General features: G+C 72.3%; 15 protein-coding genes. 7 read left to right on the forward strand and 8 right to left on the reverse strand.

The genetic code is table 11. The features are described from left to right. Nucleotides 1-282 precede the first annotated feature (282 nt). Nucleotides 283-1644, reverse strand: a complete 1362-nt coding sequence (locus tag FMEAI12_RS27450; protein ID WP_112108364.1) for a hypothetical protein — start codon at nt 1642-1644, stop codon at nt 283-285. A 765-nt stretch (nt 1645-2409) separates the two neighbouring features. On the opposite strand from FMEAI12_RS27450, the gene FMEAI12_RS27455 reads away from it, so the two are divergent. Beyond that, entirely contained in the window at nt 2410-3681 is a 1272-nt protein-coding gene (locus FMEAI12_RS27455) for a glycoside hydrolase family 26 protein (protein ID WP_112108365.1), read from the forward strand. 60 nt (nt 3682-3741) lie between these two features. Here the strand turns inward: FMEAI12_RS27455 and FMEAI12_RS27460 are convergent, their stop codons facing one another. The 5 genes from FMEAI12_RS27460 to FMEAI12_RS27480 are packed head-to-tail and all read right to left on the reverse strand — an operon-like array spanning nt 3742 to nt 8536. Continuing rightward, the gene (locus tag FMEAI12_RS27460; protein ID WP_112108374.1) at nt 3742-4560 is read right to left on the reverse strand and encodes an SDR family oxidoreductase; all 819 of its coding nucleotides are present in this window, start codon (nt 4558-4560) and stop codon (nt 3742-3744) included. A 38-nt stretch (nt 4561-4598) separates the two neighbouring features. After that, complete coding sequence (locus FMEAI12_RS27465) at nt 4599-5525, reverse strand: hypothetical protein (RefSeq protein WP_112108366.1); 927 nt, start codon at nt 5523-5525, stop codon at nt 4599-4601. Beyond that, nucleotides 5488-6237 (reverse strand): 2-C-methyl-D-erythritol 4-phosphate cytidylyltransferase, encoded by a 750-nt coding sequence (locus FMEAI12_RS27470; protein ID WP_112108367.1) that lies wholly within the window; start codon nt 6235-6237, stop codon nt 5488-5490. The genes FMEAI12_RS27465 and FMEAI12_RS27470 overlap by 38 nt, the downstream gene beginning before the upstream one ends. Continuing rightward, nucleotides 6234-7643, reverse strand: coding sequence for a DUF4910 domain-containing protein (locus tag FMEAI12_RS27475; protein ID WP_165938570.1), 1410 nt, complete (start codon nt 7641-7643; stop codon nt 6234-6236). Before FMEAI12_RS27475 ends, FMEAI12_RS27470 begins: the two co-directional genes overlap by 4 nt. A gap of 50 nt (nt 7644-7693) precedes the next feature. Next, nucleotides 7694-8536 (reverse strand): sugar phosphate nucleotidyltransferase, encoded by an 843-nt coding sequence (locus FMEAI12_RS27480; protein WP_020458450.1) that lies wholly within the window; start codon nt 8534-8536, stop codon nt 7694-7696. A 1630-nt stretch (nt 8537-10166) separates the two neighbouring features. On the opposite strand from FMEAI12_RS27480, the gene FMEAI12_RS38720 reads away from it, so the two are divergent. After that, nucleotides 10167-10346 (forward strand): hypothetical protein, encoded by a 180-nt coding sequence (locus FMEAI12_RS38720; protein WP_235014630.1) that lies wholly within the window; start codon nt 10167-10169, stop codon nt 10344-10346. On the opposite strand, the gene FMEAI12_RS38725 is transcribed toward FMEAI12_RS38720, so the two are convergent. Beyond that, nucleotides 10318-10842: a hypothetical protein gene (locus tag FMEAI12_RS38725; protein ID WP_235014632.1), complete on the reverse strand. Its 525-nt coding sequence runs from the start codon at nt 10840-10842 to the stop codon at nt 10318-10320. The two genes, FMEAI12_RS38720 and FMEAI12_RS38725, sit on opposite strands and share 29 nt — an antisense overlap. A 120-nt stretch (nt 10843-10962) precedes the next feature. Between FMEAI12_RS38725 and FMEAI12_RS38730 the strand changes: the two genes are divergently transcribed. Then, a complete protein-coding gene (locus tag FMEAI12_RS38730; protein WP_235014635.1) occupies nt 10963-12228 on the forward strand; it encodes a glycosyl hydrolase in 1266 nt (421 codons plus the stop codon). Nucleotides 12229-12265: 37 nt separating this feature from the next. Here FMEAI12_RS38730 and FMEAI12_RS27490 read toward each other — a convergent pair whose 3' ends face one another. After that, entirely contained in the window at nt 12266-12679 is a 414-nt protein-coding gene (locus FMEAI12_RS27490) for a MerR family transcriptional regulator (protein ID WP_112108369.1), read from the reverse strand. A gap of 493 nt (nt 12680-13172) precedes the next feature. Between FMEAI12_RS27490 and mfd the strand changes: the two genes are divergently transcribed. The 4 genes from mfd (at nt 13173) to FMEAI12_RS27510 (ending at nt 19699) form a co-directional block, all read left to right on the forward strand. Continuing rightward, entirely contained in the window at nt 13173-16739 is a 3567-nt protein-coding gene (gene mfd / locus FMEAI12_RS27495; RefSeq protein WP_112108370.1) for a transcription-repair coupling factor, read from the forward strand. Between the two features lie 58 nt (nt 16740-16797). Beyond that, nucleotides 16798-17553, forward strand: a complete 756-nt coding sequence (locus FMEAI12_RS27500; RefSeq protein ID WP_112108371.1) for a SurA N-terminal domain-containing protein — start codon at nt 16798-16800, stop codon at nt 17551-17553. Between the two features lie 5 nt (nt 17554-17558). Continuing rightward, complete coding sequence (locus FMEAI12_RS27505; RefSeq protein ID WP_112108372.1) at nt 17559-18878, forward strand: nucleoside triphosphate pyrophosphohydrolase; 1320 nt, start codon at nt 17559-17561, stop codon at nt 18876-18878. 461 nt (nt 18879-19339) lie between these two features. Beyond that, nucleotides 19340-19699, forward strand: a complete 360-nt coding sequence (locus tag FMEAI12_RS27510; RefSeq protein ID WP_071059219.1) for an inorganic pyrophosphatase — start codon at nt 19340-19342, stop codon at nt 19697-19699. The last annotated feature ends 29 nt before the right edge of the window (nt 19700-19728 follow it).

Consider the following 19728-nt stretch of genomic DNA (forward strand, 5'->3'; position numbering starts at 1 on the left):
GGGCTGGGCAGCGTAGGCCCAGGGCTGGGGCCGCGCGGGCCATGCGCGGAAACGGGTGAATATCTATCGCTTCCGGCCTTCTTCGTGGTCCCCAGCACCCCTCTGCCCGTTGCCGGCTCGGATGGCGCGGCCGCCACGAGCCGCAGTCGATCCTGGTGTTCCGCGGAACCGGAACGTGCTCAGACCGCGACCACCCCGAACCGCAGCCGATCTTGGCGCTCCGCCAACGACGAGGACACACCCGGATGCTGTCGCAGTGCTAGGAGATGCCCCTGCAGGGCTTCAGGCGGAGCGCTGGGCCGGTGTCAGACGACCGGGCGGTGGTGGTGAGCTGGGATCGGCCGGGGGGCTCTCCCGGCTTCGACTCCAGCGTTCGTCCTCCGGCGTGGCGGTGAACCACGAGACCAGCAGCATGCCGAGCGCGGTGACCACCGGGCTCAGTAGACCACCGGACAGAATGCTGTAGAAGACGATGACCGACCCGGACAATACGAACGACGGCGAACCGCGTACGAACATGGCCATGACGAACGCCAGGAACGCCACCGTCCCGATCACGCCGTACTCCAGTACCAGCTTCGGGAGGAGGGCGTAGTTCAGCGGCAGGCTGGTCTTCAGGTAGAAGGCCGCGGCGTCCCGGTCGGCGAATCCGGGGCCGGAGCCGAACAGGACTGTCAGTGGATCCTTGTCCAGCGCCTCCCAGGTGCGGGTATAGGGCTGGACGAACCGCAGGCTTCCGCTGGAGTTGTTCGACGATGTCTCGGTCGCCCGTTGGGCGAAGATATCGGCCGCCGGGGTGAAGCTCAGGATGAGGACGACGATGCTCACGCCGACCAGCGCCGTCGTGGCGAACCGGGCGCCCTTGTGTACCGACAGCAGCACCAGGGCGGCGGCCAGCAGCAGGACCCCGGTACCCGAGACCGTGGATAGCAGGGCGAGCACGTACATCACGTAGCGCCACCAGCTGCCGCTGCGCAGGACACAGACGACGATGCCGAACCCGAGGAACTGCGAGCAGAAGGACGGCTCGAGGCAGATGAAGGCGTTCGACTTGTAGAGACTCGATCCGTACTGGACGGGGTAGCTGGTGTTGAACCCGTGCATCCGGAAGTCGGCCGGGATGACGCTCAGGACGTCGGTGTACTGCCAGCCCACGAGCTGGATGGCGAACTGGAACAGCGCGACCCCGGCGAGGATCGTCGTGAGGTTCACGAACCGGTCGAGCAGCTTGGGGAACAGCGCGCGCGAGTCGGCGGGGGCGAGCCCGAAGCACAGCGGGATGTAGGTGCCGAAAAGCAGGATGAGTGAGGTGAGGGCCGTGTCGTCGAGCTCGCGTAGAAAGGACACCAGGCCGGCCGCGCAACAGGCGGTCATGGCGAGCAGGTAGGCGCGCAGGCGGCCGACGTTCACCTGGATGTCGCCGCGGCTCATCATCACGATCACGCCGACGATGGTGATCGGCAGGATGAGCTGGAGCTGGGCGCCCGCCACGGGGATGGCGAGCCTTTGCAGGAAGATGTTGCAGAACAGCAGGACCGTCAGGGTGTTGAGGATCCGCGCGTTCTCCGGGCGCCGGTCGGCGGCCTCCGAGGTGGGGATCACCCACGAGCGTGGAATCCTCGTGGTGAGGGTGGTGGTGACCACCAGTTCCCGCCCCCGTTTCTGCCGCGTCGGATGTCTCGCCCGCGCCGTCGTCCCCGGTCGGGACGACCGCGTCAACACCGTCGTCCACCGGGTACGGCCGGTCGCTCTCGCACTGCCGGGCCGCCTCGGGGCCGGTCGGCCCCACCCCGTTGGTCGGTACACCACCGGTTGGTCCGACCCGGGTTCATGCGGGGGTGCGGACGGAGGGTCAGTGGTCGGCGGGGTTCTTCCACCCGAGGGTCTGGTGTCGGCTCGGGGCGACAGTGTATCCGTGGGCGGATTGCCCTCTCGGGTGGGCCGCTCGGGCCCTACTCCACCGGGTATCGTTAGTAAACCTCACGTGGCGTCATGGTTACGACAGGTGGTTGCGGGGGAGCGTGTCGTATTGATCTAGCGGTCCTGTGAATAATGTGCGAGTAGCAAGAGGCACAAGGAACTGACCATGATGCGTACCTCGCCGGGGAACCGGTCGAGCTCGCACCCCGTTGGGCGGTCAGGGGGGCAGGAAACGGACGTCTCCGATGACGTGACCGGCCCGTTGGTCGAGCCGATCGCCTCGGGGTACAGGTGCCGCCCGTTCGTCGGGAGGCGAGCGAGCAGGCCTAGCGGCGGGCCGGATACGGCCAGGTCGGTGTGGCCACGTCGGCGCGGGCGTGGCCAGGGCGGAGCACGACCGGGATCGCGGTCACTGCGGTGCTCCGTCGACCGCACGTCATCAGACAGTCACCAGGGCGCGGGCGGCGCGTCGTCGACGGAGGTGGGGGCGTGGAACATCGCCGTGGGGATGCCGGCGACCCAGGTTCTTCGTCCGGCGAGGGGCCACCGCGGGACTCGTCCGACGACCACGCCGGTGACGCCCAGCACGCCGGCGACGTCCAGGCATCCGGGTCGCCGCGGGCAGGCGGCCGTCGCGGCCCTCGCTCCAAGTGGGCGGCGGGTCCCGCCGGCGGCCAGCCGGGGCGTCGGCGCCGCGGCCTGCTGCTCGGGGGCATCGGCGCGGCGATGGCCGTGGTCCTGCTGGCGGTCGGGATCGTCGTGCTGACCGGTGGGGAGGACGAGCCCCCGACCACGCATCCGACCACCGGCGGCGTGAGCTGGGTCTCCGGCGCGAACGCCAACCCGCCGAACGACCTCGCCGGCTGGGAGAAGTGGATCGGCCGGCCCACCGACATCGCAATGGTCTTCACCGCCCGAACGAACTGGCAGACCATCACCCAGGCCGACTGGCCGATGTCCGACTTCCGCCCCGGGACCTACCCGGGCAAGCTCTCCGTCGCCCAGCCGCTGTTCCCGCAGAGCGGCAGTGAGGCGGCGTGCGCCCGCGGGGACTATGACAGCCACTGGCGCGACTTCGGCACCACGATGATCCGTAACGAGCGGCCGGACGCGATCGTCCGCCTCGGCTGGGAGTTCAACGGCGACTGGTTCTGGTGGCATCCTCGCGACACCGTGGCCTGGAAGACCTGCTTCCGGCGGGCGGTCGCCGCGATGCGGTCCACCGACCCCCAGGTCAAGATCGACTGGAACATGACCGCGCACCGGGACACCATGCCCAACGGCGACAACGTCTGGGACGCCTACCCCGGCGACGACGTCGTCGACATCATCAGCATCGACGCCTACGACTCCTACCCGGCGTCGGCCACGCAGAAGATCTTCAACAACCAGTGCAACCGGGCCTCCGGCGCGTGCTCGGTGGCGGCGGCCGCACGCGAGCGCGGCAAGCAGTTCGCCGTCCCCGAGTGGGGCCTGGTCCGCTCCACGGGCGGCGGCGGCGACAACCCGTTCTACGTGGAGAAGATGTACGAGCTGTTCGTCGCCAACCGCGACATCCTGGCCTACGAGGGCTACTACAGCGCCTCACCGGCCGAGACCGAGAACGTCGGCTCGTCGCTGCACAACCCGACCGCGAACCCGGAGAGTGCCAAGCGGTACCTCGAGCTGTTCGGGCCGCGGGTGAGCGCCGCGCAGGCCGGCGCCGGGACCTCGACCCCGGCCGGAGCCGCTCCGCTGACCGGGGACCCCGGCTCCTCCTGACCACCCGCTCCGCCCCGCGGCTCAGCCGGGGCGGAGCCGGTCCGGCCTCCGGGGATCGGGTCAGTAGCTCTTCTTGGCGGGGCGCAGGTGTAGTTCGGTGATCTCGGCGGTGCGCGGGAGGCGGGTCAGGTAGGTGACCAGGTCCGCCACATCGTCGGCCTGGATCAGCAGCTCGGGCCGGTAGGGCCGGCCCTCGCGCAGGAAAATGGTCTCCTGGCGGGGCGTCGCCGTCCGGCCGAGGTGGAGGGTCACCACCCGGATGCCGTCGGCGTTGACCTCCTGGCGCAGGCTGTCCGCGACCGCCCGCATCGCGTGCTGGGTGGCCGCGAACTGGCTGGTGCCGGCACCCGCCCGGACCCCCTGCGACGAGTTCATGACGATCACGTCGGCGCCCGGCTCCTCCGCCGCGCCCGACGTCTCGGGCGCGCTTTCCGATGCCGCCGCGCGCAGGGCGGGGAGCAGGCGCTGGGTGAGGGCGAACGGGCCGCGGACGTTCGCGGCGTACTGGGTGTCGAAGTCGTCGACGGAGGCGTCCTCGACCCGGGAGGTGAGGTAGCCCCCCGCGCTGTGGACGAGGAGGTGCACCCGGCCGTACCGGCTGGCGGTGTCCGCGGCGAACCGGTCCACCGCTGCGGTGTCGGTCAGGTCCAGGCGCACCGGCACGAGCGTCCCGGCGCCGGAGGCCGCGCCGTCTGTCGTGGCCACGCCGGCCTCCTTGGCCAGGGCGTCCAGGCGGGCCTGGTCGCGGCCGAGGGCTAGCACGGTCGCGCCGTCCGCGGCCAGGCGGGCGGCGACGGCGCGACCGATGCCGCTCGACGCGCCCGTGACCACCGCGACCCGGCCGGCCAGCAGGCGAGTGTTCCCGGCCGCGCCGGCCACCCGGCCCGCCGGCGGGACTGTGTCCTTGTCGGCGGCTGTCACGCGGTGGTCTGGGGTTCGTAGACGAGGATCGCGTCCGGCAGCGGGGGAGCGGTGTCGTAGCTGAGGCAGATGTCCTCGGGGATGCGGCTGAGGTCGGTGCCGCGCAGGTAGTCGCGCATCGTCGTGCCGGTGCACTCGGAGTCGACGTTCACCGAGCCCACGTGGTTCACCACGTCGTCGTAGTGCACGGTGCGGAAGTCGATGCTGAACCGGGTGCGGCCGGAGGTGTTCGGCACCGAGGAGTGGAGCTGGTTGCCGGAGAAGACCAGCATTCCGCCGGGAGGGGCGACGACCCGCGTCTGCGGGAAGATCTCGACCTCCTCCTCGGGCTTCGGCTGCACGCGCGTGTCGGTCTTGATGTGCTTGGCGGCCGACGCGCGGTTCGTCTTGTTCCACTCGTAGTAGTTGTAGGTGCGCGAGCTGTTCCTGACTCCCTGCGTGAAATAGCGGGGATGGAAGGCCAGCCCGTTCTCCGGGACGATGTCGAAGATCGGCATCCACCAGTTGAGCTGGCAGAACGGCGCCGAGTACCAGGTGTCACGGTGCGGGTGGAAGGCGTAGGCGATACCCGAGGTCAGGTAGTCGTCGCTGGTGGACGTCCGCAGCCGCGGGACGTCGAAGTAGGTCTTGCTGATGTCGCAGCCCAGCTCGGCGAGCATCGCCGGCAGGAGTTCCTTGCAGGTCGGGTGGTGGATGAAACGCGGCTTCAGGTCGGCGAGCAGGGCGGCGTACTCCTCGACGGGCATGTGGTGCTGCGCCGTCTCGGGGTCCAGGTCACCGAAGGCGTCCCGGATCAGCTCGCGGGTGAACTCGACGAATGCCGTGGTGCTGGGCCGCGGCGAGTAGACGAACAGCTCGCCCGCGTACAGCTTGGCGCGCCTTTCGTCATCGGACAGCGCTGAGTCGAGCAGCACCGTGCTCATCGGGTTCCCCCTCGCTCTGGACGTGGATGAGAAGCAGCCGGGCGATCTCGAGCTCTTCCGGCGTCGTGACGTGGATGTTGGCCGGCTCGCCCGGGAGCACGACCACCCGTCCGCCGGCGTCGGCGACCATGGCGGAGTCCTCCACGGCCTCGACCGCGCCCGCGTGCGCGGCGCGCAGGGCGGCGGCACGGAAGGCGTGCGGGGTCTGTACCAGCCGGTGCGTCTCGCGCGCCAGCGAGGCCCCGGTGACGAGGTCCGGGCCGCTGGCCAGGACCCCCTTGACGACCTCGGTGAGCGGCAGGCCGGGCACGGCGCCGTCCGCGCCCGCACGCACCGCCGCGACGACCGACCGGTACAGCGCGGCGGTGGCCAGCGGGTGCGCGGCGTCGGTCACCACGATCACCCCGGCCTCGGCCGGGACGGCGGCCAGCCCGGCCCGGACGGACTCGGCGCGGGTGGCGCCGCCGGGGATGGCGCGCACGCCGTCCGGCGGAGCCCACCGGTCGAGCAGGGGCGCGGGGAGCACCACGACGACCCCGTCGCAGGCGGCCGCGGCCGCCCGGACGGGATGCGCCACGAGCGGGAGCCCGCCCAGGTCGGAGAACTGCTTGGGTCCGCCGAACCGGGTGCCGCCACCGGCCGCCAGCACGATCGCCCAGGCCGGCCCGCCGGGAGCCGATTGAGCAGGTTGAGCCGATTCCGCCGAACTCACCTGATCACTACCGCGGGTTCCGGCGCGGCGGCGACGGTGCCGGGCGGCGCGACCGTGGCGGGAGCGGCGATGGGAGCGGTGTCGGGCGAGTCGACGGCCGGGCCGTCCTCGGTGAGCAGGCCGACGCCGGCCAGCGCGTCCGCGGCGTTGGCGACCGCGTCGAACGGCAGCTCGGCCCGCTCGGCGATGTCGAGCAGGGTGCGGGTGCCGTCCGCGAGGTTGAGCACCCACAGCAGGCCCATCTCGATCGACGCGCGGTTCATCGTCGCGCCGATCGAGCGGTACAGCCCGCGCCGGCCGAGCTGGGGCTCCCCGTAGGGAGAGGTGTTGCGCCAGACCCGGTCGGCCTCGCAGATCTCCATCGTCCGGTTCAGGATGGCGAACGAGTCCGCCAGCGACTCCGGCGTCACGAAGTCGAGGTTGTCGGCCGACGTGTGGTATTCCGGGTACTCGCCGTGCTGGCTGCGGCCGAACCGGCCCACCGGCAGGTCGAAGCCGGGCGAGCAGAACTGGCGCTCGTCGTAGCCGTAGGGCGAGAAGCCGACGACCCGGTGCGGACGTCCGGTCTCGGCGAGCGCGCGCGCCGCCGCCCGGTCGACGACCGCGTCGCCGCGCCGGCTGCGCTTGTAGGTCGGCGTGCCCCGGTCACCGAGGCCGGTGAGCACCAGGCCGTGCCGGATCCGCCCGACCGCCGCCGGGTTGCGGGCCAGCCAGGTGATCGAGCCGATCGTCCCCGGGATGAACAGCAGCCGGTAGGTGAACCGGCGTTCCCGCGCGGCCAGCGCGGACGCCAGCTCGGCGGCCACGGCGATGCCGGAGGAGTTGTCGTTGGCCATCGCCGGGTGGCAGGTGTGCGTGGTGACGAGGAACTCCTCGTCGGTGGTCCCGGGCAGCACGATCTCGCCGTAGGTCAGCGACCCGTCGGTGAGCGAGGTGTCGATCTCGACCTGGTACTCGCCGTCGGGCAGCGCCGCGAGCTGGCGGTCGGTGAGGCAGAAGCCCCACGCGTCGTTGTAGTAGGACGTCCGGTAGGGGACCCAGTCGGGCCGGTCCGGCATCGAGTACAGGTGCTGGCGCAGCTCGTGCAGCGGCATCCTCGCGCGCACGGGCGTGCTGTAGCCGAGCAGGTGCAGGGGGTTGTCGGCGACATCGACGACGACCCGCCCGTCCGGCCCGACCAGCCGGGCGCCGGCGACGTTCCACTCCCGCGGGACCGTCCAGTCCAGCACGGGCGTGCCCGACGGCACCTCGTGCACGGTGAACGGGATCTGCGCGGGCAGCGCCGCGCGCACGAGGTCCAGGGTGGCCCGCACCCCGCTGCCGGTGATGGAGCGCATGGGGGGCATGAGGGCGGCGACCAGGTCGTGCAGGCGGCGCCCGACCGCGTCGATGCCGGCGGTGGTCATGGGCGCAGTACTCAGGGGCGTGGTACTCATGGGAGCGGCGTCCGGTTCCGTCAGTCGGCCCAGACGCGCCACGGCGCCGTGCCCGCGTCCCACAGCTGGTTGAGCTCGGTCCAGTCGCGGAAGGTGTCCATGCCCATCCAGAACCCCTCATGCGTGTGCAGGGTGAGCTGGTTGTCCCGGGCGAGCTGCTGCAGCGGGTGGCGCTCGAGCATCGTGGACGGGTCATCGTCGAGGTACTTGTCGACGAACTCGCGCTCGAAGACGAAGTAGCCGCCACTGACCCAGCCGGTCGCCGGGGGCTTCTCGGCGAACTGCGTGACGGCGTTGCCCTCGGTGACCAGCTCGCCGTAACGGCTGGACGGCCGCACGCCGGTGACCGTGCCGATCCGGCCGGACCGGATGTGGTCGCCGAGAACGTCCGCCACGTTGATGGCGCCGACGCCGTCACCATAAGTGATCATGAAGCGGGGGCCGGTGAGGTACTGCGCCACCCGGCGCAGGCGGGCGCCCGTCCCGGTGAGCAGTCCCGTCTCGACGAAGGTGACCTCCCAGTCCTCGTCGCCGGCGGTGTTGTGGAACTGCGGTGTGTGGTCGTCGGCGAGCTTGAGCGTGAAGTCGGCGACCTGCTGGCGGTAGGCCAGGAAGTAGTTCTTGATCAGGTCGCTCTTGTAGCCGAGACACAGCACGAACTTGCGGAAACCGTAGTGCTCGTAGGTCTTCATGATGTGCCACAGCACCGGCTTACCGCCGATGTCGACCAGGGGCTTGGGGAGCTTCTCGCTGGCCTCGCGCAGCCGGGTTCCCATGCCGCCACAGAGGATGACGACCGGAATGTCGCGCGGGTCGACGCTTGCGGCATCCGTCGAGAGAGCTCGGGTTGTCTCGGTGGTCAAAGCTGTCGCGTCTCCCGTGTCAGTGCCCCGGCGGGCCCGGGGGCGGATGGCTCGGTGCCGGATGGGCCAGGTGCCGGAGGCAGAGCCGGTGCGGGGCTGTGACGGGGTCCGTGCCACTGGCCGTACCGGCTCACCGGCTCCGCCGGTGCGTACCGGCCGCGGGAGGGGTCGTCTCCCGCGTCGGGCGCTGGCCGGTGCGGCCGTCCGTTCCCGACGGCGGGCCCGGTTCCCCTCGGACTCGGCCGGCGCGGCTCCTGCCGGCCGGCACGGTCGCCAGCCGCCGGAGCGTGAGGATGTGCAGCTCGCGACGCCCGTCACCTGTCGGGGGCGGACGTGCGGTGTCCTCCAGTCGGTCCGCGGAGTTTCCTGGTCCACTGTTGTGTGATCGCGTATTCGCGTGTTCTCCTGCGCGTTGATCGCGTGTGCGCGTGACGGCGGCCAACCGCCGACCTGAGCGCCGGGCGCGACGCGGCAACGGTACCGTACCGCCCCTTCCGTGCCGGTCCACGGTCCCGGAGTACCTGGTCAGCATGGGCGGGTCGGACCCCGTCCACCCGGCCGGACGGCTCTGTCAACGTTGACGTGAGTGCCGGTGCGCGAGGGCTCTTCCGCGGTCCCTTTGGCACCGGTGTGCGTCGTCCTTGTTACGGTTTGTCGGATGTCCTGGGATGAAGGACGCGGTCCGTCGTCTCCATGTCCATCCCCCGGCCTGCGCGGTCGCTGGCCTCGGCGCGCCTATACCGTTGTCTTTCTCTACGTCGGCCGGGAGGTAAGATCCATGCTCTCGGCCATACTTTTTACTTTTAGTAAACGACTCAACATGATTCAGGCCCTGGTTCGGCGGGACGACGCACTCGGGGGTGGATCCCATGCCGCCTGACGAGTGGCACGGCCACGGCCGCCCCGATCTGACCCGCGCGAGCCGGGCCGACGTGCCGACCGGTGAATGGGTCGTCGACGACGGCCCCGCGGGCACCCGGCCGACGTCCGACTGGTCGATCGGGGTCTATCGGCGCGGTGACGAGGTTCCGGGGCCCGGCCCGGCCACCGGAGCAACGGCCGCCACCGGCGCCACCTCCGCCTCGCCGCCCGCTGGAGCGGCCGCGGTTCCCGCCCCTCCCGCCCAGCCGGCCACCGGCAGGGCTCCCGGCTCACCTTTTGACCCCGAGATGCTCTCCTCCCGGCGCCGGCCGGCGCGCCGCCGTTCGCCGGCCGCGCCGATCGCCCCCTACCCGGAGGGCCCGGCCTACCCGGGATCCGCCACGCGCGGCGAGTCCGGGGCGCGCGGCGAGTCCGGGGCGGAATGGCCCGATGACCACGAGTCCGGCCAACGCGGACGGGGCCACAGCGGGTCCCGGCGCGATCGCGACTCCAGATGGGACGTGCCCGGATGGGACGCCCCCGGATCCGACCGTCCTGGCCCCGGCAAGGGCGAACAGCGCCAGCGTCAGCCTGAACGGCACCGGTCCGGACCCGGCCGGCCCGAGGGTCGCGGCGTCGGTGAGCCCACGTCGGGGTACGGCGAGTCCGGCCACGGGCGCGATCCGTACCGCGGCGCGGACGGGCGTCCCGGCGCGGCGGGGCACTGGGATGAGCCGGACTGGGCCGGCGAGCCCTCCCGTCCCGCCCCGTGGACCCCGCCGCCCTTCGAGCCACGGCCATCCTCGGCACCGCCCGCACGGGTCCCGCCGCCGGCGGCACCGCCGTTCTCGGCACCGCCGTTCTCGGCACCGTCGTTCTCGGCACCGAGCTCGCGGGTGCCACCGCCGCCACCGTCGGAGTCACCGTCCTCGACGTGGCCGCCCGGTGATCTCGCCACCCAGCATTTCCAGCGGCGAGACTGGGAAGGTGAGCCGCGGCCCGGCGGACCGAGGCCCACCCGGCCGGGCGGGGAACGCGCAGACGAGACGATGATCCTCCCGCCGTCCCGGCCGGAGCAGGGCGCGCGCGAACGCGGGGATCGCGACCAGCGGAGCCAACGGCCGGGCCGTGACCAGCGGAACCATCAGCCGGGCCGTGCCCCCCGCGACCAGCCGGACCCTGATCGGCGCGGCGACCAGCCGGGCCTTGACCGACGTGACCGGCCAGGCCGTGATCGGCGGGGCGATCAGCCGGGCCGTGATCGGCGGGCCTCGGAGCGGGCCCGTCGCGGAGACGGCGCTCGCGAGCGGGCCCCCGGGGAGGGCACCGCCGCGCGGGAGCGGTCCTCGCGGCCGGTGACCGGCCCGGAGCGTGCCCAGCGGTCGGACGACCAGCCGGAGCGGTCGCGGCGGGGGCAGGAGCAGACCGGGCGGGCGCAGGAACATCCGGAGCGGCCGCGGCAGCGGCGTTCGGCCACCGACCGCACCCGGTCCGATCGCGCCCGGCCTGACCGTGCTCGGCCCGAGCGCTCGCGGCCCGGGTCCGCCGGCGGGCACGTCACCGGGGTGCTGCCCATCGCCGACCCCGTCCGGGACGGGCGTGGTTCCGCGCAGCCGCCGCGGACCGAGCCGGCGGCCGACGCATCGCTGCCACACCGGGTCACCGACTGGATCATCGAGCACTGGGGCGCGAAGCCCGGGCGGCACCCGTACCTGCCGGTGGGCCTGGTCGCCCTGGCGGCGGTGCTGGCCCTGGTCGCCTGGATGCTCGGGCCGGCCCAGAACAGCCCGGCGAGCGTGGACGCGGCCCCGGTCACGCCGACTCCGTCCGCCGCACCCTCGCCTGCCGCCGTGCCGCCGCCGGCACCCGTCTCGGCCGAGCCCGCCCCCGGATCCGGTGCGGTCGCCCCGCCATCGGGGCAGGTGACCCGCGTGGCGCGGGCGGCGACCGCGGGGAGTTTCCCCAGCGGGGTGGCCGCGCACACGGTGGCGGAGGCGACGGCGTGGGCGCAGTTCCGCGGCCGGCCGGTGGACGTGGTGGTCACCTACACGGACCGGAACAGCTGGGACGCGATCGTGAACCCCTGGATCGGCCGCAGCGCGTCGACGTTCTCAAACTTCGCCGGCACCCTGGTCGTCAGCGTTCCCCTTTTTCCGGTCGAGGGCTCGGAGCTGGGAAATCTCACTGACTGTGCCGCTGGTGACTACAACGCGAAATGGCGCCAGTTCGGCCGGTGGCTGGTGAACGAGGGTCGAGGGGACTCGTTCGTCCGCCTTGGCTGGGAGTTCAACGGCGACTGGTTCGCCTGGCGGGCCTCAGCGAACCCGACGGCCTACGTGCAGTGCTTCCGCAACGCCTCGTCGTCGATCAAGGCGACGAGCCCGAAGGTCCGCATCGACTGGAACATCAACGCCCACGGGCCGCGCAGCGCCTTCGCCGTCTACCCGGGTGACCAGTACGTCGACGTCATCGGCATCGACAGCTACGACCAGTACCCGCCGAGCCCGACCCTCAGCGCCTTCGACGCCCAGTGCGACGCCACCGAAGGCCTGTGCCAGGTGATCAGCTTCGCCCGCCGGCACAACAAGCTGTTCTCGGTGCCCGAGTGGGGTGTGGTCAGCCAGCAGAACACCAAGGCCGGTGCCGTCGGCCAGGCGGGCGGGGACAACCCGGTCTACATCGAGCGGATGTACAGCATCTTCGAGCGCAACGCGGACATCCTCGCCTACGAGGCGTACTTCAGCGACGACGTCCCGGGCAACGTCCACTCGTCCCTGCTCAACCCCAACCGCCACCCACGCTCGGCGGACACCTACAAACGGCTCTGGTAACACCCACCCGCGACCCCGGGCCGCGGCGTGCGGCCGGTCAGATGGCGCCGGAGCGGCCGGCGTCGTCGTGGAGTCCACCGACGAACGCCTCGGCCACCTGCACCTGCTCGCGCAGTGTGATCAGCTTCTCCTCGGCGAGGGCGACCCAGGTGGCCAGCCGGGCCTGGAGCTCGGCGCGCCGTTCGGCGGGCAGGTCCGCCTCCTCGAGCTCGTCGCGCAGCACGAGCAGGGAGCGCATCTCCTCCAGGGTGAAGCCGAGCGGCTTCATTTTCTTGATCAGGAAGAGCCGGTCGACCGCGTCGTCGTCGTAGAGGCGGAAGCCGCCCACCGTCCGACCGACCGGCATCAGGAGCCCGGCTTCCTCGTAGTACCGAACCGTGCGCAGGGACAGCCCGACTCGCTCGGCGACATCACCGATCTGGTGGACGTCACGGCGTCGCGTGGTGGACAAGTCGACCCTTACGTCAGCATCTGTCGCCGGTGGCAAACCGGGCGTCTGACGACTGTACGTCGATCCGTGACACGGCGCCCGCATCTCGATCGGACGCCCTGCCGTAGGCTGGTCATATCGACCCCGCCGCCCGGGAACCTCGCCGGGGACGGCTGCATCCGGGACGCCTCCGCGCCCAGGGTGGCTCCGTATCCGGGGGTTCCGTCGCCGCGGCGGTGTGGTCCGCGGGGTGCCCGTCCGGGTCGGTGCCACATCCGGTAGTGCGCCGCGTCCGGGGTACATCCTCTCCGGTGCCCAGCGGGGGTGGTCGGCCCGCCGGCGGAGGTTGTCCTCCGTCCGGTTCCCACAGCCGGCAATCCTCACGGCCGGCAATACCGTCTGTCGGATCGCTGTTGCAACCGGAGTCGGCCGCCGTCTGGCCGCATCGCCGTGGCCGCCGCGTAGTCCGTCGGCACCGGATTCGCTAGCACTGGAGAGGCACGGGACGGATCACATGACCCTCGCGCCGCTGCTCGACGCCCTAGTCGCCCGCCCCGGCGGTGATCCAGCGCTGACCCGCGCGCTGGGCTCGCCGGCCGAACCCGTCCTCGACCTGGCCGGGCCCGCGGCGCTGCGCCCGTTCGCGGCGGCGGCGATGGCCCGGGCCGGTCACACCGTCCTCGCGGTGACGGCGACCGGCCGCGAGGCCGAGGACCTGGCCGACGCGGTGGGCAGCCTGCTGGGTCCCGAGCGCGTCGCGGTGTACCCGAGCTGGGAGACGCTGCCCCACGAGCGGCTCTCGCCGCGGGCGGACACGGTGGGGCGCCGGCTGGCCGTCCTGCGCCGGCTCGCGCACCCGGGCACCGGCGGTGCCACCGGTGCGGGCCCGCTGGCCGTCGTGGTGGCCCCGGTCCGCTCGGTGCTCCAGCCCCAGGTGGCCCGGCTGGGTGAGCTGGCCCCGGTCGCGCTGGCGAAGGGGGACACCGCCGACCTCGAGGAGGTCACCGCCCGCCTGGTGGGCATCGCCTACCACCGCGTCGACCTGGTCGAGCGGCGCGGCGAGATGGCCGTCCGCGGCGGGATCCTCGACGTCTTCCCGCCGACCGAGGAACACCCGCTGCGGATCGAGTTCTTCGGCGACGAGGTGGACGACATCCGCCGCTTCTCCGTCGCCGACCAGCGAGCGCTGCCCGCGGAGGACGGCGAGCCGGCGGCCGAGCTGTTCGCGCCGCCGTGCCGGGAGCTGCTGCTCACCGACGAGGTCCGGGCCCGCGCGGCGGAGCTGGCGCGGGAGCACCCGCAGCTCGTCGACATGCTTGACAAGATCGCCGAGGGCATCCCGGTGGAGGGCATGGAGGCGCTCGCGCCCGTGCTCACCGACGAGATGACCCTGCTGCTGGACGAGCTTCCGGCGGGCTCACGTGTGCTGGTCTGCGATCCCGAGCGGGTGCGCACCCGGGCCGGCGAGCTGGTCCGCACCAGCCAGGAGTTCCTGGACGCCTCGTGGAGCGTCGCGGCGCTCGGTGGCGGGTCGCCGATCGACCTGGGCGCGGCGACCTACCGCTCGGTCGCCGACGTCCGGGAGCGGGCCGCCGAGCTGGGTATCCCCTGGTGGTCCGTCAGCCCGTTCGCCTCCGACCCCGGAGCCGGAGCCGCGGCCGGGGGCGACGACGCCTTCGGCGACGACACGGTCGTCGCCAGCCTGCGGCCGGCCACGGCCTACCACGGGGACACCGCGCGGGCCACCGCGGACATCAAGGGCTGGCTCGCCGACTCCTGGCGGGTGCTGCTCGTCACCGAGGGCCACGGCCCGGCCGAGCGGCTCGTCGAGATGATGCGGGAGGCCGATCTCGGCGCGCGGCTGGCGGCCGACGCCGAGCTCGCCGCGGGGGTCGCCGTCGTCACCCAGGCCCAGCTCGGCGCCGGGTTCGTCAGCCCCACGCTGCGGCTGGCCGTGCTCACCGAGACCGACCTCGCCGGCGCCCGGGGGGTCACCACCCGGGACATGCGCCGGATGCCGAGCCGGCGGCGCAAGGGCATCGACCCGCTCGCGCTGAGCGCCGGCGACCTCGTCGTGCACGACGCCCACGGTGTCGGCCGCTACGTCGAGATGGTCACCCGCACGGTGGCCGGCGCCAAGCGCGAGTACCTGCTGCTCGAGTACGCCCGCGGCGACCGCCTCTACGTGCCGACCGACCAGCTCGAGCAGATCAGCCGCTACGTCGGCGGCGAGGGCCCGAGCCTGGACCGCATCGGCGGCGCTGACTGGGGCAAGCGCAAGAGCCGGGCGCGCAAGGCCGTCAAGGAGATCGCCGGCGAGCTGATCCGGCTGTACAGCGCTCGGATGGCCGCCCCCGGCCACGCCTTCGGTCCCGACAGCCCCTGGCAGCGTGAGCTGGAGGACGCCTTCCCCTTCCGGGAGACGCCCGACCAGCTCGCGGCCATCGACGAGGTCAAGGCCGACATGGAGAAGCCCGTCCCGATGGACAGGGTGATCTGCGGCGACGTCGGCTACGGAAAGACCGAGATCGCCGTCCGCGCGGCGTTCAAGGCGGTCACGGACGGCCGCCAGGTCGCCGTCCTCGTCCCGACCACGCTGCTCGTCCAGCAGCACTTCCAGACCTTCGCCGAGCGGTACGCGCCGTTCCCGGTCACGGTGAAGGCGGTGAGCCGGTTCAACGCGCCGTCCGAGCAGCGCGCCGTGCTCGACGGCCTCGCCAACGGCACGGTGGACGTCGTCATCGGCACGCACCGTCTGCTCTCCGGCGAGACGAAGTTCTCCGACCTGGGCCTGGTGATCGTCGACGAGGAGCAGCGCTTCGGCGTCGAGCACAAGGAGCACCTCAAGAAGATGCGGACCGCGGTGGACGTGCTCACCATGAGCGCCACGCCGATCCCGCGGACCCTGGAGATGTCGATCACCGGTATCCGGGAGCTGTCGACGATCGACACCCCGCCCGAGGAGCGCCACCCGGTGCTGACGTCCGTGGCGCCCTACGACCCGCGCCAGGTGACCGCGGCCATCCGCCGCGAGCTGTTGCGCGAGGGGCAGGTCTTCTTCATCCACAACCGGGTGGAGAGCATCGACCGGGCTGCGGCCGCGCTGCGCGAGCTGGTGCCCGAGGCGCGGATCGCCACCGCGCACGGCCAGATGAACGAGGACGCCCTCGAGCAGGTCATGGTCTCCTTCTGGGAGAAGAAGTTCGACGTCCTGGTCTGCACGACGATCGTCGAGTCGGGCCTGGACATCTCCAACGCGAACACGCTGATCGTCGAGCGGGCCGACAACTTCGGGCTCTCCCAGTTGCACCAGCTGCGCGGGCGGGTCGGGCGAGGCCGGGAGCGCGCCTACGCCTACTTCCTGTACCCGGCGGACCGGCCGCTGTCGGAGACCGCGCACGACCGGCTGGCCACCATCGCCCAGCACAACGACCTGGGCGCCGGCATGGCCGTCGCGATGAAGGACCTGGAGATCCGCGGTGCCGGGAACCTGCTCGGCGGCGAACAGTCCGGCCACATCGCATCGGTCGGTTTCGACCTGTACGTCCGGATGGTGGGCGAGGCCGTCGCCGAGTACAAGGGCGAGGCGGAGGAGCCGCCGGAGGTCAAGGTCGAGCTGCCCGTCGACGCGAACCTGCCGCACGACTACGTGCCCAGCGAGCGGCTGCGGCTCGACGCCTACCGCCGGCTGGCCGGCGCGGTCTCCGACGCCGACATCGCCGAGGTCCGCGGCGAGCTGACCGACCGGTTCGGCCCGCTGCCCGAGCCGGTGGAGAACCTGCTCGCCGTCGCCGGCCTGCGGGTGCTCGCCCGCCGGTTCGGCGTCACCGAGATCACGGTGGCCGGCCGGCAGGTCCGGTTCGCCCCGCTGGAGCTGCGGGAGAGCCAGACCCTGCGGCTGACCAGGCTCTACAAGGGCGCGGTGGTCAAGCCGGCCGTGCGCACGGTGCTGGTGCCGGCGCCCACCGAGACCGGCCGGATCGGCTCCCGACCGCTGCGCGACCGTGCGCTGCTGGCCTGGGCCGGCCAGTTGCTGGAGGCCGTCGCCGGCGACTCGGTGGCCGCCGCCGCAAGTCGGTGAGGGCCGCACCGGATAGCCCTATACCGTTCAAGCCCGGCGAGCGGATACGGTCAGCACCGTGAAGTTTCCGCGTCTTCTGGCCGGGCTCGGGCTCGTCGTGCTCACCGGCATCGCAGGTACCGCATGCACGACGCACGCCGGGGCTGCCGCGCAGGTCGGGTCGAGCACGATCGAGACCTCCACGGTGCGCGGGATCGTCGACCGCGGCTTCGAGGCCGTCTCGACCGTCCCCGCCCAGCAGGCGGCGCAGAGCCTCGACCGGCCCGAGCTGCAGCGCCGCACGCTGACCACCCTGGTGCAGCTCCAGGTGCTCGAGTCCGAGGCGGACCGCCTCGGGGTCACGCTGAGCAGCCAGGACGTCGACGCCTACTACCAGGCGTACGCCGTCCTGCAGTTCGGCAGCGTCGAGGCCTTCGAGACGCGGGCCGCCGCGGCCGGCTTCGCCAAGGAGGACGTCGGCGTGATCGTGCGCACCGGGGCGCTGGAGTCCGCCATCGGTGACAAGATCGCGCCCACCACCCTCGCCTCGGTGGCCGAAGCCCGCACGCAGTACGACAGCATCGTGGCGCAGGTCGGCGAACTTCCGCTGACCTTCGAGGCGGCCCGTCCGTACCTGCAGCGCTTCCTGGCCACCGACCAGCGTGCCGTCAAGCTCCGCCCGCTGCTGACCGAGGCCGCCGACCGGGAGCACGTCTCGATCAACCCGCGCTTCGGCTCGTGGGACGACAAGCAGTTCGCCGTGGTCTCCGCCCCCGGGACGATCGCCACGACGGCCGCGCCGGAGTCCGCGCTCGACCTGACACTGGGCTCCTGACCGGCGTGACCACCCGCATCACCCTGGTCTCGACCAGCGCCCGGGTGGCCCCCGGCCTGCTCACCGCCGCCGCCTGGGACGTGCTCCGCTCGGCCCGGGTCTGGACGGCGAGCCCGGAGCATCCCCAGGCCGCGGCGCTGCGCGAGGCCGGCGTCGACGTCTCGGTGCTGCGCCCCGCTCCGCCGTCCGAACCCGGCGCGGGGCTGCCGGCCGAGGCCGGTGTGGTGCCGTCAAGCCGGGCGGAGGCTGATCCGGTCGCCGAGCTGCGGGCGGTGGCCGGGCCGGGCACCCATGTCGCGTGGCTGCTCGACCCGGTCTCGCCGACAGCCGCCGACCGCGCGCTGCGCGCCGCCCTCACCGACCAGGACCACTCGGCGGAGCCGGGGGCCGTCGTCGAACTGCTCGTCGCCACCCGCGAGCTGCCCGGGTCGGCGCTGCTCGACGCGGTCGCGGTCATGGACCGGCTGCGCTCGCCCGGCGGCTGCCCCTGGGACGCCGAGCAGAACCACGTCTCGCTGGCCCCCTACCTGCTCGAGGAGGCCTACGAGGCCTACCAGGCCATCGAGGACGGGGACCTCGCGGAGCTGCGCGAGGAGCTGGGCGACGTCCTGATGCAGGTGCTCTTCCACGCGCGGGTCGCCGCCGAGTCCGGCGGGGCGGGCTGGGACGTCGACGACGTCGCGGCCGGGCTGACCGCCAAACTGATCCGCCGCCACCCGCACGTGTTCGGTGACGTCGCCGTCTCCGGCGCGGACGACGTCGTCACCAACTGGGATGCGATCAAGGCCCAGGAGAAGGGCCGGAAGTCGGTGACGGAGGGCGTGCCGCTCTCCGCGCCGGCGCTCTTCCTGGCCGCCAAGCTGCTACGGCGGGCCGCGAAGCTCGGGCTCCCGCCGGAGCTGGCCCTTCCCCGCCACCCGGCCGGCAGCGGCGCCGGGGCGGCCGGGGCCGGCCTGCCCGGCCTGCCCGGCCTCGTCGCGGAGCTGGCCCGGGAGGTCGGGACTGCCGGCCCCGGAGATCGGGCGTCCGCCGGTCAGGGTGACGGTCCTGGCGCCGAGGCGGGCACCACCGCCGAGGAGCGGGTCGGGGACCTGCTGTTCGCCGCGGTCGTGCTGGCCGGGGAGCAGGGGGTCGACCCGGAGACCGCGCTGCGCGCACGGGCCCGGCTGTTCCGGGACACGCTGGCCCGGGCCGAGCACGCCGCCCTCGCCCGCGGCGAGGAGCCCGGTGGGCTGGCCGCCGACAGCTGGCGAGACCTGTGGGCAGCCGCGAGCCTTCCCCCGCTGGAGCGGGGCGCCGCGGGCGGGCCGGTGCGCGAGGCCTGACCGAGCGTCGAGGAACTACGCAGGCCAGATACCGCCGTCCGGCGATGCGTGGCGGATGGGTGAGTCCTGGCTGTCACTCAACCGCCGCGGTTCCTCAGCGCCGTGCATACAGGCCTGGTAGGCATGAATATTTTCCACCTCCGGCCTTCTCCGGGATTCCCGGTGCTCCGCCGCGCACCCCTGCCTCCCGGTGACACGACCCCCCGAGCCTCGGCCGCGTCCCGCGTCCCGCGTCCCGCGTCCCGCAGGTGATCATGGTGTTCCGCGGTGCCGCCGTCATGGTTGACAGTCGATCTAGGAAACGTTGGTGGTGTGGAGGCGGTGGGCCTTCATCCTCTGGATCGGCTGACTGGTGGTCCGCCGACGCCGACGCGTCGCCAGCCCGCATCGCCACGTGTATCCAGCCGAGAGACTCAGCATCAACCTGACCCGGTTTTCGCGATCTTTGGAAGACGGCGATCATGTCTGAGAAACACCTCTTTGGCATCCTCGGCGAGCTGGTGGCTACCTCGCGCCTGGTAGTGGACCGTCCGGCCGGAAGCAGGCATCCACGAGTGCCGCAGGCCGTGTATCCCGTCGACTACGGCTACCTGGAAGGCACCGTGGCTGCGGACAGTGACGGTGTGGATGTCTTCTGTGGTAGCGCCGCCTGCACTGGCGTCGTGGGGTTCTTCGTGACGGCAGATCCCGTCAAACGCGATGTGGAGATCAAGGTGCTGATCGACTGCACCGCCGACGAGATCGAAGGTGTGCGACGTCTGCTGGACGATGTCTTGGAGATCGGCGGCATGCTCGTGCTGCGGTCCACGGAGACCGACTGAGGACCGCCGAAACACCTGTCTGACGGGAT

Source organism: Parafrankia sp. Ea1.12 (genome assembly GCF_900465275.1).
Taxonomy (GTDB): domain Bacteria; phylum Actinomycetota; class Actinomycetes; order Frankiales; family Frankiaceae; genus Parafrankia; species Parafrankia soli.

Bases quoted from the DNA above. Each gene is read 5' to 3' on its own strand.
- FMEAI12_RS27465 (WP_112108366.1), bottom strand. From the start codon at position 5,525: ATGAGCACGGTGCTGCTCGACTCAGCGCTGTCCGATGACGAAAGGCGC.
- FMEAI12_RS27475 (WP_165938570.1), bottom strand. From the start codon at position 7,643: ATGACCACCGCCGGCATCGACGCGGTCGGGCGCCGCCTGCACGACCTG.
- FMEAI12_RS38725 (WP_235014632.1), bottom strand. From the start codon at position 10,842: ATGTTCCTGCGCCCGCCCGGTCTGCTCCTGCCCCCGCCGCGACCGCTC.
- mfd (WP_112108370.1), top strand. From the start codon at position 13,173: ATGACCCTCGCGCCGCTGCTCGACGCCCTAGTCGCCCGCCCCGGCGGT.
- FMEAI12_RS27510 (WP_071059219.1), top strand. From the start codon at position 19,340: ATGTCTGAGAAACACCTCTTTGGCATCCTCGGCGAGCTGGTGGCTACC.